The sequence below is a fragment of the Vibrio sp. SCSIO 43132 genome, assembly GCF_019904195.1.
Taxonomy (GTDB): Bacteria; Pseudomonadota; Gammaproteobacteria; order Enterobacterales; family Vibrionaceae; genus Vibrio; species Vibrio nigripulchritudo.
Window position 1 is genome coordinate 3,412,414 of record NZ_CP063199.1, and the last position, 15,062, is coordinate 3,427,475.

A 15,062-nucleotide genomic window follows, 5' to 3' on the forward strand; every position below is an offset into this window, starting at 1 on the left:
CCCTAATCAATGTCCCTGAAAGTTAGGAGCACGTTTTTCTAAAAAAGCGTGCATCCCTTCTTTCTGATCACTGGTTGCAAACAGAGAGTGGAATACTCTTCTTTCAAACAACAACCCTTCCTTAAGTGGCACTTGTTCAGCCCGATCAATCGCTTCTTTGGCGACTAATACCGATGGTTTGCTGTAGCTGGCAATGACTTTGGCAATCGCTAATGTCTCTTCCAGTAAGGTTTCATCCGGCATTACTCTTGCGACCAAACCTGCTCTTTCGGCTTCCAACGCATCCATCATTCGACCTGTGAGAATCAGATCCATCGCCTTGGCTCTGCCGACCAAACGAGTCAGACGCTGAGTCCCTCCAATGCCTGGAATAACACCCAGTTTAATCTCCGGCTGCCCAAACAGTGCCGATTCGGCGGCGTATATCAGATCGCACATCATGGCGAGTTCACACCCTCCCCCCAATGCGTAACCAGACACCGCAGCAATCTTGGGAGTCCGGAGGGAGCAAAACGCATCCCAACCTGAAAAGTAATCCGTGCTGAGCATTTCACTGTAGCTTTTGTCTGACATTTCTGCGATATCAGCACCAGCAGCGAAAGCCCGCTCTGACCCCGTTATCACAAAACAGCCGATATCAGGGTTTTGATCGTACTCAGTCAATGTCTGCGTAATCGCAGACATGACTTCACTGTTGAGGGCGTTGAGTTTATCAGGTCGGTTGAGTCGAATAAGAACGACGCGACCGATTAGTTCAGTTTGGATAATCATGACCTTTCTCCTTGCTAGAATGGTTTTAGGAATCCCAAATGGCGCCGTAGGCTGGAATTCCCCGACTCTCTAAGCCAAACACCACTTCCTGGGTCAGTTTCTGATTGGCGATACATATCACCGCTTCTGCATCGAATTTTTTGTAAGCCGCGTACGCCAGCTTCACCATGTCTGGTTTGCCTTTTTCCGTGGTGTCCCAGATGTCCGCATCCGGCTGAACTGATAAGATTTCATCAACTAATTCATCACCGTAGGTTTCGCGTGGTGTTCGGGTTGACCAGACCAGATGCATCGGCACTTCTTTTGCCAAAAGGTGTGGCAGACAAGGTCCGATTCCGCTTCCTGTCGCGATATACACCACTCGCTTAAACAGCACTTCAATGTTAGCTACACCGGCGGTCGGAATCCCTTTGACCCAAAGGTGGCTCGGTTTGTTTTCAATCAGCTTGCCCGTCCAGTCACCCGCTCGTGATACCGTCAATCGAAAACCCGGTTCACCTGGGCTGGGCACGTTTGCAAAGTGGTGCCACTCCATTAAAGGGTTAGTGCTGATAGCCGTAGAAGACCCGGCAAATGGTGTCACGCCATAATCAAACTTAAGCAGCGCGACGTGGTTTGATGGCGTCACTATTTCCACTGGAACACGACGCAGGCGCAGCCATGGAAGAAGAATACTGAAGGTAACGACCACCAGAGCCCAAAACGATGCGGACTCCAACAAGACTTGTCCGAAACTCTGCTCTGGATGTAAATCTGCCGCCAGAGCAAAAGTTTGCGTCCAGAACAGCGCCAGAACACTCCAGCCACCGAAGCGATGCGTTTTCTCAAACGCGTTGTGATATTTTTTACGAATGTTTGGCAGCGCCATAAAGATGATCAGCATCAGCAGAGCAAGAATGGCGTACGTAATTCCCAGTGTACTTGGCGAAATGTTTGCTAGTTGATGCTGGTAGCTGTATGCCAAAGCACCAGTAAAGATGGCGAACCATGTAGTTGCTGCCATCGCGCTTCCACTGTGTAACCCACCGTGGTGGTAAATTTTCCCAAGGTGCCAGCGAATTACTAACGGCCACGAGGTAGGCGCTCGCGTTGCTAACCAAAACAACAGGTTGATTACGTATTGCTGACGCACCAGCACCGCGACAGTCAAGTTCAGAACCACCATGTTAGAGAGTGTTTGCAGTGCAATGGAGTCAGATTGAAACCAGCCTCCTGCAACAACGCCATAAGCCAGTGTCATCAAATTCGCAGTGAGCACTACAATCACCAAACGGTAGTAGTGTTCCATCGCAGGATAAGACCAGATACGACGAAGTAACGATTTTTGCTCGGGCAGAACGATGGCACTTTGATCTATCGAACTCATTGGGTTTCCTCCGTAACTTCTGTTTGCGACTCTTGGAAATGCGCCATCAATGCGCGCTTATCGATTTTTCCTCTTGATGTTTTGGGCAGGCTATCCAGCGCAAAAACCACCTTGGGCACACAGTAATAAGGCAAATGGGCTCTCACGCTTTCTTGCGCCTGCTCAGGGTTAACATGGCTTGGAGTAACAAATGCGATGAGTGTTTTGCAGTCGACCTTCATAGTGACGGCCTGGTGGCAGTGATCGGTTTTTTCGAGTACACGTGACACCGAATCCAGCTCAACTCGGAACCCGAGGATCTTGACCTGATCATCGGTTCGCCCCAGATGAATGAGCTCGCCATTTTTATTCCATTTCCCCAAGTCTCGGGTGCGGAACATTTTGTATTTACCACCAAGAAAAGGATCCGGGCGGTAGCGATCGGCGTTGAGCACTTCATTGCCAATGTAGCCCGAGGTGACACACAATCCACCAGCCCACATTTCACCGACTTCACCAATGGCACACGGCTTCAGATCTTCATCCAGAACGTAAACGGTGTTGTTCGGTGTCGGTTTACCTATGGTGAGTTCATCACAGGACTCAGAATAATGTTGTGCAGTATTGATGATGGTGGTTTCCGTAGGACCACAGGAATTGTAGAAACGGCAGAACGATGACCAGCTATCCGCCAGAGGCTGTGGGCATGGCTCTCCAGCAACGGCTGCCACCTGAACAGACTGACAACGCCCAGCGTTTAAGCTTGCCAGAATGGAAGGGGTCGCGATGACGGCGTCCGCGCGACTGACGGTTTCTTCTATGTTTCGGCTGCGAATCAGTAAGGTAGCCCCGTGGCAGAGCGTGACAAAGATTTCCCAGGCACACATATCAAAGGCAATGCTCAGAATTTGTCCTACTTTCATACCCGGTTCTATTCCCAGGTTGCCTGGCGACGTCATTACAATATTTGCCACATTCTGATGTGTTACCTGTACTCCGTTAGGTGTCCCTGTGGTTCCTGATGTGAACAAAATAAAGCAACGGGACGTGGGGTCGACTAGTGGAAAGCTGTATTGATTGGCTGGGGAGAGTTCATCAAGCAGCTCGTCGAGAAAGAATAGCTTTTGGTGCTCGAATTCTGGCAGGTGCTCTGAGAGATGAGAGAGGCTGAGTACCACGTCGATATTTGCTGTATCGCACACGTGTTTAAGCACTTTCTCAGGCGCGACTCCGGCGTGCTGCGGAACGTAACAGGCACCCAGTTTTAAGGTAGCCAGTATCCCGATGAGCATTGGAATAGAACGGGTTAGAAAGATCCCGACCGCATCACCCTGCCCGACGCCACGCTGACTCAGAAATTGGGCGAGCTGGTTGGCTTTCTCGTTTAAAGCTTGGTAGGTAATTTCCCGACCTTCATGAATTGCGGCAATGGCTTCAGGGCGCTGCAGTGCCTGCGCTTCAATTGCCGTATGAAGACAAGAGAATTCTGGGGTTGCGTAAGGACCCTGACCAAACTGCTCGAATAAGATCTGATCGCTCATTGGCAATTCAGACAGCGCGTCTCTGTGAAAATGAAAACGACGCGTAGCCTGATGGAAAGATTGCTCAAGCTCAGGGTGGAGGTTGTGTTCTGACTGTAACTTTGGGAGTTTCATTAACTTTCTCCTTGTTATTGATTTGCTAAAAAGCTAACAAGAGAAGTTCACAAAATTCTCACAACCAGGTACTGAGTTTGTCACAAGTTTCTCGCCAGTCTTTGTGAAGAAACTCTGATGAAAACCGAACATTGAAATGGCAAGGTAGAATAAAAAATGCCCCTTTCAACTGAAAGAGGCATTGATGTAATCCTTTGATATTGCTTATACAATAAAGAGTGTGGCGAGACCAAGAAAGACCATTAACCCCACCACGTCCGTCACCGTGGTTAAAGCCATTCCTCCAGCCAGAGCCGGGTCGATATTCATTTTTTTCAGGAAGATAGGAATGCTCACCCCAGCGACCCCTGCAACAAGCAGGTTGGTCATCATAGCCGCAGAAATGACGCCCCCTAGAAACCAGTCGTCTTTCCAGACAACCACTATACCGCCAATGATGAGTGCCCATAGCAACCCATTCAGAAAGCCGATGGCCGCTTCTTTTAACAGCAATTCACGTTTGTTGGTATCACCGATGTGACCAAGCGCCAAACCTCGAATAACAAGCGCAACCGTCTGGTTACCCGCTACGCCTCCCATGGAAGGAACTATGGTCATCAAAACAGCAATCGCCGCCATCTGTTGTAAAGTGGCTTCAAAAAGATTGGAAACAGAGGCTGCGGTCAGTGCCGCCAGTACATTCGCACCCAGCCAGATACTGCGCTTTCGTGCCGATTTTACGACGGGGGCGAAGGTGTCTTCTTCATCATCCAGGCCCGCCATACTCATCATCGAGTGTTCGGCATCTTCACGGATAACGTCAACCACGTCATCGATGGTGATACGACCCACCAACTGATTATCTTCATCCACAACAGGTGCAGAAACCCAGTTACGACGTTCAAACAGGCTTGCTACGTCACTGTCGCTGGCATTAACGGAAATCGCTTCATCGGCGTCTTCCATGATTTCGCTGATTTGCACATCCGGTTGAGACGTCAGGAGCGTGGTGAGGTGTAAATACCCAGCCAGCTTGTTGTCATCATCAATCACATACAATGCATCGGTCGCTTCTGGAAGTTCGCCTTTCATCCTCAAATAACGAAGAACCACATCGACATCCACATCACTACGGATGGTGATAACGTCGGTGCTCATCAAGCTACCAGCGGTATCCTCATCGTAAGAAAGTGCGGTTTCAATTCGGTGCCTGTCTGCCGCATCCATCTGCGACAACACTTCCCGGGATACGTCGTCTGGCAGACTACGTAAAACGTAAGCAACATCATCGGTTTCCAGACCTTCTGTCGCTTCAGCCAGTCGTTCTGGTGCCATTTTCGACACCAGACTGTCTTTGACATCTTCCGATAGCTCATCAAGAATTTCACCGTAATCTTCAGGATCGGTGAGCTGCCAAAGTACGTCACGGCTTTTTCGAGGAGAAGCTTGTAAAAGGTGGGCAATATCTTCCGGTTCCATGTCCTGTAACATTCTACGGACATGGACAAATCGACCGCTATCTAGCGCATCGCTGACTTCTTGTAGGGTTTGATGAGTTTGGTCAATTTCTAACTGCTCTGCCATTCTCGTCCCCTATTTTTACATTCGTTTACAATATGTTGAGTATACCCAAACTGCCTCAAGATGCTAGGTTCAGGGAGAACGACTTTATTAACTTATTGTGAAAGAGGAGAAGAATTACTCTTCTTCGTCGAAACGATGCTCAATCAGGTCGCAAACAGCGCTTAATGCGGCTTCTGCATCCTGACCGTTGGCAGAGATGGTAACACTTTGTCCTTGGGATGATTCCAGCATCAGAAGCCCCATCACGCTATCTGCGACAACGGTTTTCTCACCATTGCTAACACTGATATCCGCATCAAAGCTTTGAGCCAGTTCGACAAGTTTGACTGCTGCACGAGCGTGCAAACCTAAACGATTTTGGATAAATACCGTTCTACAGCATTCCTTTGCCATTCATTATCCTCAATTCAATTGTTATTTGTGGTGCTTTTCCAAGCTGGTGTGGCGAATCTGAACCTGTTGCCCCTGCTTGGTGAAATGCTCACCCAACTGCTGAGTAATGTACACCGAACGGTGCTTACCGCCAGTACAGCCAATGGCTACGGTGAGGTAACTGCGATTGTTTTTCTGAAGCAGCGGCAACCAGTGCTCGATAAAGCACTGAATCTGATTTTTCAGTTCCGTTACTTCGTCATGCTTTTCCAGAAAAGCTTTTATCGGCGCATCCAACCCCGTCTGAGGTCGCAAAGCCGGTTCCCAATGTGGATTGGGCAGGAAGCGAACATCGAAAACGTAGTCGGCGTCGTTAGGTAGCCCATATTTGAAACCGAAAGATTCAAATACCATCACCAGTTCTTTGCTTTCCCGCCCTTCAACTCGCTGGCGAACTGTCTCGCTCAAATCATGCAAAGACTGATTACTGCTGTCCAACACCAGATCCGCATACTCTTTCAAATTGAGGAGTAAGCCCTTCTCCAGACGAATCGCCTGCTCCAGAGAAAGTTTCTCTTTAGGGCGCATTGAGAGAGGGTGAATCCGACGTGTCTCGCTGTATCTTTTCAGCAGAGTGGTCTCATCTGCATCCAAAAACAGGACGTTGACGTCCAGCTCTGATTTCAGCTTGGTCAGCGTTGTCGTTACCAGAGCAGGGTCTTGCGGAAGGTTGCGAATATCAATACTCACTGCCACGTTTTGTTGCCCGCCCTGAATGGACTGAACAAAGCTTTCCAGCAGCGATACAGGTAAGTTATCGACGCAGTAATAGCCTAAGTCTTCCAAAACTCTCAGGGCGACACTTTTGCCGGCCCCTGACTGCCCACTGATGACAATCAGGCGTTTTTGGGAAGATGGCTGAGATGAGTTTGTCATGGCTACTGAGTGATGATGTCGTAAAGCTCTTGATCGCTCTGAGCGTTACGCAGAGATTTGAGAGTAGACTTATCGTTCAGGCGCTCTGCCATGGCAGATAAAGTCTTAAGGTGTGTTTTGCATTGTGCATCCGGTACAAGCAACGCAAACAACAGATCCACCGGACGATTGTCGATGGCATCAAATTCAATGGGTTCCTGGCATTGAAGCAATACGGCGACAGCCTGGTCGCTGTCCATCATGCGACCGTGCGGAATGGCGATGCCATTGCCAATTCCTGTACTGCCCATTTTTTCTCTGTTGAGCATACACTCGAACAGGGTCGTTGAGTTTTGCCCCGTGTGACTGGCGGCAACTTCACTGATGATTTCCAGTGCTCTTTTCTTGCTTGTGCATTGGACTGCACTTTTTGTGCAGTCCAATGAAAGTACTTCGCTTAATTGCATGGTTAATGGCTACTTAGCTTTTCTTTGTGCTTATTGAGTTGTCGAACAAGTTTGTCGACTAAAGAGTCAATGGCAGCATACATGCTTTCATCCGTTGAAGTAGCGTGAATGTCGCCTTGATTGACGTGGAGTGTAGCTTCTGCGATTTGATTCAATTTTTCAACTCGCAGAACCACATGAACATTATTGATGTGATCGAAGAATCGCTCTAGTTTTTGGAACTTGGATTGAACGTAGTCTTGCATTGAATCGGTAAGATCAACGTGGTGCCCTTGGATATTGATTTGCATAGACTTTCCTTCTTGTTGTTGGCCTAGAGTAGGCGTTTACGCTGACTCGATGGCGCGATGCCGAGGGACTCTCTGTATTTCGCGATCGTTCGTCGTGCGACTTGTATCCCCTGGTCAGCTAACAAAGCGGCAATTTTGCTGTCACTGAGAGGCTTAGCGGTGTTTTCCGCAGCCACCAGCTTTTTAATTAAGGCGCGAATTGCCGTTGATGAACACTCTCCACCATTATCGGTACTGACGTGACTGGAAAAGAAATATTTCAGTTCAAAAATACCACGCGGAGTGTGCATATACTTTTGAGTGGTGACCCTTGATATGGTCGATTCGTGCATGTCGACCGCCAGTGCAATATCGTTCAGCACCATTGGCTTCATGGCTTCTTCACCATACTCAAAGAAATCATGTTGATGTTCAACAATGCAACGTGCAACTTTGAGCAGCGTCTCGTTTCGACTTTCCAAGCTCTTAATCAGCCATTTGGCTTCTTGCAAATTGGTTTTGATAAACTGGCTGTCAGAGCTGTTTCCCTTACCAAGAGCTGCATACTGCTGGTTCACTTTCAGCTTCGGCACACTGTCTGGGTTAATCGACACGCGCCACTGACCGTGTTCTTTAAACACGGACACATCAGGAATGACATATTCTGTCTCGTCAGGAGTGACGCTACTGCCGGGGCGAGGATCAAGCTGCTGAATCAACGACAATACGTCGCGCAGCTCGGCTTCTTTGAGCTTGGTTTCTTTGATGATCAGCTTGTAATCGCGATTGCCTAGCTGATCGATGTGATTCTCTAACAGCGATTTAGCTTGCGAAAGCCACGGTGTGTCTTCAGGGAAGGTAGCCAGTTGAAGCAACAAACATTCTTGCAAGTTGCGTGAAGCAACACCAAGAGGGTCAAACTGCTGAATACGCTTAAGTACCGCTTCCACCTCATCCAATTCGACTTCTTCATTGCCTAAGCTGTCTAGGATTTCTTCTGCTTCCAACGTGAGGTAGCCGTAGTTGTCTACAGCATCGATGATAGCCATAGCAATGGTACGGTCAGTTTCTGTGAAAGGAGTGAGGTCAAGTTGCCAGGTTAGGTAGTCTTGTAAGCTTTGGGTGGTTTCACCCTGGTAAACAGGCATGTCATCATCAAGTGCAATACCTGTGTTACCCGTATTGGCGCTGTAAACATCTTCCCAAGTGGTATCGATTTCCAGATCGTTGCTGATCTCGGATTTCTCAATCAGATCTGAGCTGTCACTAAGCTCAGGTTCTGCGGTTATTTCGTCGTTGGACTCTTTCTCATTAGCGCTGGTCTCTTTGGCTGACTCGTCACTTGCCGCAGCTTCATCCTGCCCTTCATCCACATCCAGCAGAGGATTGGATTCCAGCGCTTCCTGAATCTCCTGTTGCAAGTCTAACGTCGACAACTGCAGCAAGCGTATCGCTTGTTGTAGCTGAGGCGTCATTGCCAGCTGTTGACCTAGCTTTAATTGTAATGAGGGTTTCATGTAGTCCTTTTCTTATCTTTCTAATTTGGGAGAGGATGCGCCATCTTCTATCCACTATTTAATCATAGACGGAATTGCTCACCCAGATAAACCCGTTTTACCTGTTCATTATTGAGAACCTGTTCCGGTGTACCTTCCGCAATCAAATGTCCCTGACTCACTATGTATGCACGCTCACACACATCCAGCGTTTCACGCACATTGTGATCGGTAATCAATACACCCAGCCCTCTGTCTCGCAGGTGCTCAATGATCTTCTTAATGTCGATAACCGAGATTGGGTCGACCCCAGCAAACGGTTCGTCCAGCAATATAAATTTAGGGTTAGCCGCTAATGCTCGGGCAATTTCCACCCGGCGACGCTCACCACCGGACAACGCCATACCATTACTCTTGCGAATGTGCTGAATATGGAACTCGTCCAGCAGATCTTCCAATCGATCCTGACGCTGTTCTCGGGTCAGCTCTTTTCGCGTTTCCAGAACCGCCATGATGTTGTCTTCCACCGATAGCTTTCTGAAAATCGACGCTTCTTGTGGTAAGTAACCGATCCCTAAACGAGAACGGGCATGCATTGGCAAAATGCTGATGTCTTCTTCATCAATCGAAATTCGCCCTTCATCACGCCCGACCAGCCCAACAATCATGTAAAAAGAGGTGGTTTTACCCGCACCATTAGGACCGAGTAACCCTACTATTTGACCTGATTTTACCTCTAAGCTTACGTCCGTGACTACTTTTCGTTTTTTATAACTTTTTGCTAAGTTTTCTGCTTTTAAAGTCGCCATGAAAATTTATTGCTTCTTAGGTTGAGTCGGTTGCAGTACGGTGGAAACACGTTCGCCTTTCTTACCATCTGCGATCAGTTTTTGAGGCGTTATCAAGTATTTGATTAACGGACCTTTGATTACGCTGTCGTCTTGGGAAAGTACTGCGTTTTTGGTCATGGTGAGCAAGTCATCACGAACATGATAATGCAGCGTGTTTGCTTCACCATGGAGAGTTTTACCGTCATCCGTTAACTGAGTAAACACGGACGGCTTTCCGAATGCTTCAATTTGCTCGATGCTCTCATCTTCAGAATTTCGTACAACAACAACTTTGTCTGCTGTGATATTGATGCTGCCTTGCTTCAACACCACGTCGCCAATGAATGTGACCGTATTGCTGATCATATCCAGCGCCTGGCTATCAGAATCAATGTAGATTGGTTGCTCAGAGTCCGTACTTAAGGCATAAACCGGAGCAGACAATATTAGGCAAGAAATAAGGCTAAGGAGTCTTTGTCTCATAGATACTTTGCACTTGGTTAAACAGAGTCGCCGTGTTGTCACCGAAGTTACCCACCATGGCATTTCCGTTTGAAATAAACGTCGGACCAACAAGCTTTACAGGCTCATCGGTATTAAAATCTTTACTTACTAATTCAATGATCAACTTTTCCGTGGTCATCGAATCAAATCCAGCTTCTGGATTTAAATTTTTGGCTAACACATTACCAGTCAAAGTCAGCACGTTGTCTTCATTGAGAACGCCTTTATTCGCCGTGATAGCCCATTCGCGAACGTCACCTTCTCGGTATACACTCAGCTCCAAAGTTTCGAAAACGGTATCACCACTTTTCGCAAAGTGGTCCAAAAAGTTAGACCGTATATCAAAATTTCGCACGCCATTTTCAGCATAACTGGTGTTAAGAAGGTCTTTACCAGAAAACGCAGGCAGCTCAACATTTGGTTTTACCTGTAGGATCTCAGGGTCGCTTTTACCGTATAGATAATACACACACCAGCACGAGATAAAAATCAGAACCAAATAAATTGGGCGCGGTAAGGTCATATACTCAAACCTTTGTGCACATCCAGCTCGCCACGCGCTTCCAAAATCAAGTCACAGACTTCTCGCACTGCGCCATGGCCGCCTTTAATTTGGGTGACATAGTTCGCGCGCTTTGCCAATAGCGGATGACCATCTGCGACACACACTTTAAGACCGACTTTTTCCATAACAGGCCAGTCGATCAAATCATCCCCTATGTAGCCTGTCTCTTCGGGGGAAACAGAGAGCTTACTGCAAATGTCTTCATAGGCTTTGAGCTTGTCATCTTGTCCCTGATAGATAAGGGAGATACCAAGCGCATTCATACGATTTTCAACAATCTTAGACTGTCGCCCTGTTATGATGGCGATTTCAACCCCGGCGTTCATCAGCGATTTCACGCCATAACCATCACGAGTGTGGAAAGTTTTTAGCTCCTCTCCCTGATTGCCCATGTAAATAAGACCATCAGAGAACACGCCATCTACATCACAAATTAACAGCTTAATATTTTTGGCAATGTCCACAATGCCGCTTTCTACTTCACCATACAAAGTTGAGATCATTTGCCCCACTACATTACTCCAGCTTTTAATAAGTGATGAATATTCAACGCGCCAACCAATGTTTTATTTTCACTCAGCAGCAAACTGGTGATGCTTTTTGCCTGCATCATGTTGACCGCTTCCACCGCCAGCATGTCGGGTGACGCCATCATAGGGCTTTTGGTCATAACAGAACCTATTGAAGCCGAATGAATATCGATTTTTTTATCAAGAAGACGACGCAAGTCACCATCCGTAAAAATGCCCAGTACCTGATCTTGCTCATCCACGATTGCAGTCATACCCAAGCCTTTTTGAGAAATCTCAAGTAGTGCATCTTTAACTGTTGCCTCAGGAGAAACCTTTGGCAATGCATCACCCGTTTGCATGACATCTCGTAGTTTGAGTAAAAGTTTACGACCCAGCGCGCCACCAGGGTGCGATAAAGCAAAGTCGTCGGCGGTAAACCCTCTGGCCTGTAGGAGTGATACTGCTAATGCATCCCCCATGACCAGAGTCGCCGTGGTACTGGTGGTAGGCGCTAACCCTAAACTGCACGCCTCTTTAGGGACATAAATACAGAGGTTGATGTCGGCTTGCTTCGCCATGTTGGACGAAGACTTGCCTGTCATGCTGATGATATCGATGCCACGGCGTTTAAGCACTGGGTAGAGAGCCAGAATTTCTGAGGACTCACCCGAATTTGAAATGGCGAGAACAATATCGCCAGCACCAACCATGCCTAAATCGCCATGGCTCGCTTCACCGGGGTGTACAAAAAAAGACGAAGTACCTGTGCTCGCCAGCGTCGCAGCTATTTTCTTACCGATATGACCGGACTTTCCCATTCCCATCACGGCAACCTTGCCTTTAGCAGACAGGATTTTTTGGCAGGCTCTTTCAAATGACGAATCAAAATATTGCTCTAGCTGAGACAAACCCTGAATTTCAATGTTCAACACTTCTCGTGCAGCAGCACAGAAATCAAATGATTTCGACATGAATGAGCCCCCGAAAATTTAGATTAAGCAGCCAGGTGGTAGAACAGATAACCTTGGTAAACGGCAAAAATGGTGAACAAGGCACCACCTTCGACGCGATTAACGCTGCGGGATTTTCCAAGAGCCATAACCACTAACAGCAGTGATACAGCCAGCATGACCCAGAAGTCGCGTCCCATGGCATTTTCATTCAGGATACTAGGGTTCAGAATGCCAGGAATACCCATAACGGCCAGGATGTTAAACACATTCGAGCCGATGATGTTACCTACTGCCATATCGTCTTCGCCTTTCATGACACCAGCAAGAGACGCCGCCAACTCAGGAAGACTTGTTCCAATCGCGATAATCGTTAATCCAATCACCAGATCGCTCATACCAAAGAATTTAGCAATCACTACCGCATTGTCTACTAACAGATCCGCCGATAATGGCAGAAGCGCCAAACCAACAACTACCCACATGCCAGCTTTCCAGTTTGCCATGCCTTCTGGAATTTCAGATTCCTGCTCTTCGACAAACGCATCGCCATTTTGTTTCTCTTTCTGACTGATTCTTAGCATCGCTATGATGAATGCCGCAAACAGAACAAAAAGTAGAATGCCTTCGTAGAAGCCAAGGAAGTTGTCGTACATCAACGCACCCGCAACCAGGGTAACAACGATCATTAGAGGCAGCTCACGACGCACAACGACGGAGCTGATTGAAAGAGGTTTAATCAGTGCAGTAATACCCAGAATAAGGGCGATATTGGCAATGTTAGAACCGATAACGTTACCCACTGCAGTGTCTGTCTTTCCATCCAGTGCCGCGGTGGCAGAAACCATCATTTCGGGAGCTGAAGAACCCATTGCCAGAATCGTCATACCAATGACCAGCGGTGAAATACCAAAATTTCGGGCAAGAGCGGCGGCACCTAAGACCAATTTATCTGCACTCCAGACGAGCAAAATTAAGCCTACGACAAGCAACGCAACGGCTTCTAGCATGATGTTCCCTTTAATTTACTGAGTAGAAAGACAAGTGACCGCCAATTTTGACGGTTCATGAGTAAAAATGGAAGTCATTAAGGAAAAAAGAAAGGGCAGAATGAGATAAACAATTCGTATTAAGAAATCTCAATAGGTTTGAACTTTGGGTTAAATTAAGGTCAAATTCGATAGCTTTGCTTTGAATTCAAGGCGCTTAGTGCTTATGATTGCTAATTCACCTCCGCTCAACCAGCAGCATGTTAGAAGAACTTTATGTCGACACCGGATTTAGTCACTATCCAAAACCTGACATTTTATCGTGGAACACGGAAAATTTTTGACGATGTCAGCCTGTCAGTTCCAAAGGGAAAAATCACCGCCATTATGGGACCTTCTGGGATAGGGAAAACCACGTTACTGCGTTTGATTGGCGGGCAGATCGCCCCGGATTCTGGCGAGGTGATTTTTGATGGGCAGAATATTCCCACTTTATCGCGAAGTGCATTGTACGACGCACGCAAGAAGATGAGCATGCTGTTTCAATCCGGCGCCTTGTTTACCGATATCAATGTTTTCGATAACGTCGCATTTCCATTACGCGAACATACTGAACTTACCGAAGAACTTATCCGCAGTATCGTTTTACTGAAGCTTGAAGCTGTCGGGCTACGGGGAGCTTCTCAGTTAATGCCAAGTGAATTATCAGGAGGCATGGCACGACGAGCAGCCCTTGCCCGTGCCATTGCTCTGGATCCAGAGCTCATCATGTACGATGAACCTTTTGTCGGGCAGGACCCGATAACCATGGGAGTTCTGGTCAAGCTGATTCGAAACCTCAATCAAGCACTCAACCTGACATCCGTTGTTGTTTCCCATGATGTTCCTGAAGTCATGAGCATTGCAGATCACGCCTACATACTGGCGAATGGCAAGGTCATTGCCAGCGGTTCACCAGAAGAGCTGATGTCAAACCCCGATGAAAACGTACAACAATTTTTAACCGGTCAGGCAGATGGGCCTGTTCCATTCCAATACCCTGCTTCGTCACTGAGTGAGGAACTGTTTAATGAGTAGTTTTCTCACTTTTATCGCGAACACTGGTCACAGTGCGCTGTCTATCTGTAGAGCATGGGGGCGAGCAACCCTTATGTTGTTTGGTGCCTTGTTCGCTAAACCGCAACCTGTAAAACACTTTCCTTTGCTCGTTAAACAGCTGTACAGCGTTGGTGTCCAGTCCATGGTCATCATTGTTTTGTCAGGTCTGTTTATCGGCATGGTCATCAGCCTGCAAGGCTATGTTGTACTGGTGGATTTTGGCGCTGAAGGCGCTCTGGGTCAGATGGTCGCACTGTCCCTGCTCCGGGAATTAGGCCCTGTAGTGACCGCTCTGCTCTTTGCAGGTCGGGCGGGTTCAGCCTTAACAGCAGAAATCGGTCTGATGAAAGCGACTGAGCAGTTGTCGAGTATGGAAATGATGGCTGTTGACCCGCTCCGTCGAGTGATTGCGCCACGTTTCTGGGCTGGGGTCATCTCTATGCCGCTGTTAGCGATGATCTTTATGGCTGTGGGTATTTGGGGCGGTCAACTGGTTGGCGTAGACTGGAAAGGCATTGACCACGGCAGCTTCTGGGCATCCATGCAATCATCTGTCGAGCTTGGGCAAGATATTGGAAACAGTATGATTAAGAGCATAGTATTTGCTCTGACCGTTACCTGGATAGCACTGTTTAACGGCTATGACGCCATTCCGACTTCTGAAGGGATAAGCCGTGCTACCACTAAAACCGTTGTACACTCTTCATTGGCTGTGCTTGGGTTAGATTTCGTATTAACAGCACTTATGTTTGGGAACTAAA

At 47.6% G+C, this 15,062-nt stretch carries 17 protein-coding genes; 2 read left to right on the top strand and 15 right to left on the bottom strand.

Going from position 1 to position 15,062, the window contains the following annotated elements; translation table 11 throughout:
* Window positions 1–6: 6 nt before the first annotated feature.
* From INR79_RS15265 to INR79_RS15335, 15 genes are all read right to left on the bottom strand, one after another.
* Window positions 7–771, bottom strand: a complete 765-nt coding sequence (locus INR79_RS15265) for an enoyl-CoA hydratase-related protein (protein WP_004401756.1) — start codon at window positions 769–771, stop codon at window positions 7–9.
* 25 nt (window positions 772–796) lie between these two features.
* On the bottom strand, window positions 797–2,137 hold the full coding sequence (locus INR79_RS15270; protein ID WP_223094968.1) for a hypothetical protein: 1,341 nt from the start codon (window positions 2,135–2,137) through the stop codon (window positions 797–799).
* Entirely contained in the window at window positions 2,134–3,771 is a 1,638-nt protein-coding gene (locus INR79_RS15275; RefSeq protein WP_223094970.1) for an AMP-binding protein, read from the bottom strand. The genes INR79_RS15270 and INR79_RS15275 overlap by 4 nt, the downstream gene beginning before the upstream one ends.
* A gap of 204 nt (window positions 3,772–3,975) precedes the next feature.
* On the bottom strand, window positions 3,976–5,334 hold the full coding sequence (gene mgtE, locus INR79_RS15280) for a magnesium transporter (protein ID WP_223094972.1): 1,359 nt from the start codon (window positions 5,332–5,334) through the stop codon (window positions 3,976–3,978).
* Between the two features lie 114 nt (window positions 5,335–5,448).
* Entirely contained in the window at window positions 5,449–5,727 is a 279-nt protein-coding gene (locus tag INR79_RS15285; protein ID WP_022605526.1) for an HPr family phosphocarrier protein, read from the bottom strand.
* Window positions 5,728–5,748: 21 nt separating this feature from the next.
* Window positions 5,749–6,642, bottom strand: coding sequence for an RNase adapter RapZ (gene rapZ, locus INR79_RS15290; protein WP_223094974.1), 894 nt, complete (start codon window positions 6,640–6,642; stop codon window positions 5,749–5,751).
* A gap of 2 nt (window positions 6,643–6,644) precedes the next feature.
* Window positions 6,645–7,088 carry a PTS IIA-like nitrogen regulatory protein PtsN gene (gene ptsN, locus INR79_RS15295; RefSeq protein WP_004401750.1) on the bottom strand — a complete coding sequence of 148 codons (444 nt, stop codon included), beginning with the start codon at window positions 7,086–7,088 and terminating at the stop codon, window positions 6,645–6,647.
* Window positions 7,089–7,090: 2 nt separating this feature from the next.
* On the bottom strand, window positions 7,091–7,378 hold the full coding sequence (hpf, locus tag INR79_RS15300; protein ID WP_004401749.1) for a ribosome hibernation promoting factor: 288 nt from the start codon (window positions 7,376–7,378) through the stop codon (window positions 7,091–7,093).
* Between the two features lie 23 nt (window positions 7,379–7,401).
* Window positions 7,402–8,874, bottom strand: coding sequence for an RNA polymerase factor sigma-54 (locus INR79_RS15305; RefSeq protein ID WP_004401748.1), 1,473 nt, complete (start codon window positions 8,872–8,874; stop codon window positions 7,402–7,404).
* A gap of 62 nt (window positions 8,875–8,936) precedes the next feature.
* Complete coding sequence (lptB, locus tag INR79_RS15310; RefSeq protein ID WP_004401747.1) at window positions 8,937–9,662, bottom strand: LPS export ABC transporter ATP-binding protein; 726 nt, start codon at window positions 9,660–9,662, stop codon at window positions 8,937–8,939.
* A gap of 6 nt (window positions 9,663–9,668) precedes the next feature.
* Window positions 9,669–10,166 (bottom strand): lipopolysaccharide transport periplasmic protein LptA, encoded by a 498-nt coding sequence (gene lptA / locus INR79_RS15315; RefSeq protein WP_022551567.1) that lies wholly within the window; start codon window positions 10,164–10,166, stop codon window positions 9,669–9,671.
* Window positions 10,147–10,710 carry an LPS export ABC transporter periplasmic protein LptC gene (lptC, locus tag INR79_RS15320; RefSeq protein WP_022551568.1) on the bottom strand — a complete coding sequence of 188 codons (564 nt, stop codon included), beginning with the start codon at window positions 10,708–10,710 and terminating at the stop codon, window positions 10,147–10,149. The genes lptA and lptC overlap by 20 nt, the downstream gene beginning before the upstream one ends.
* Window positions 10,707–11,255, bottom strand: a complete 549-nt coding sequence (gene kdsC, locus INR79_RS15325; RefSeq protein WP_410482902.1) for a 3-deoxy-manno-octulosonate-8-phosphatase KdsC — start codon at window positions 11,253–11,255, stop codon at window positions 10,707–10,709. Before kdsC ends, lptC begins: the two co-directional genes overlap by 4 nt.
* A gap of 8 nt (window positions 11,256–11,263) precedes the next feature.
* A complete protein-coding gene (gene kdsD / locus INR79_RS15330) occupies window positions 11,264–12,235 on the bottom strand; it encodes an arabinose-5-phosphate isomerase KdsD (protein WP_223094976.1) in 972 nt (323 codons plus the stop codon).
* Between the two features lie 23 nt (window positions 12,236–12,258).
* Window positions 12,259–13,224 (bottom strand): calcium/sodium antiporter, encoded by a 966-nt coding sequence (locus INR79_RS15335; protein ID WP_004401742.1) that lies wholly within the window; start codon window positions 13,222–13,224, stop codon window positions 12,259–12,261.
* Between the two features lie 255 nt (window positions 13,225–13,479).
* Here INR79_RS15335 and mlaF point away from each other — a divergent pair, with 255 nt between their 5' ends.
* Both mlaF and mlaE read left to right on the top strand, forming a co-directional pair.
* Window positions 13,480–14,280: a phospholipid ABC transporter ATP-binding protein MlaF gene (mlaF, locus tag INR79_RS15340; protein WP_022551571.1), complete on the top strand. Its 801-nt coding sequence runs from the start codon at window positions 13,480–13,482 to the stop codon at window positions 14,278–14,280.
* The gene (gene mlaE, locus INR79_RS15345) at window positions 14,273–15,061 is read left to right on the top strand and encodes a lipid asymmetry maintenance ABC transporter permease subunit MlaE (RefSeq protein WP_004401740.1); all 789 of its coding nucleotides are present in this window, start codon (window positions 14,273–14,275) and stop codon (window positions 15,059–15,061) included. The genes mlaF and mlaE overlap by 8 nt, the downstream gene beginning before the upstream one ends.
* Window position 15,062 lies beyond the last annotated feature (1 nt).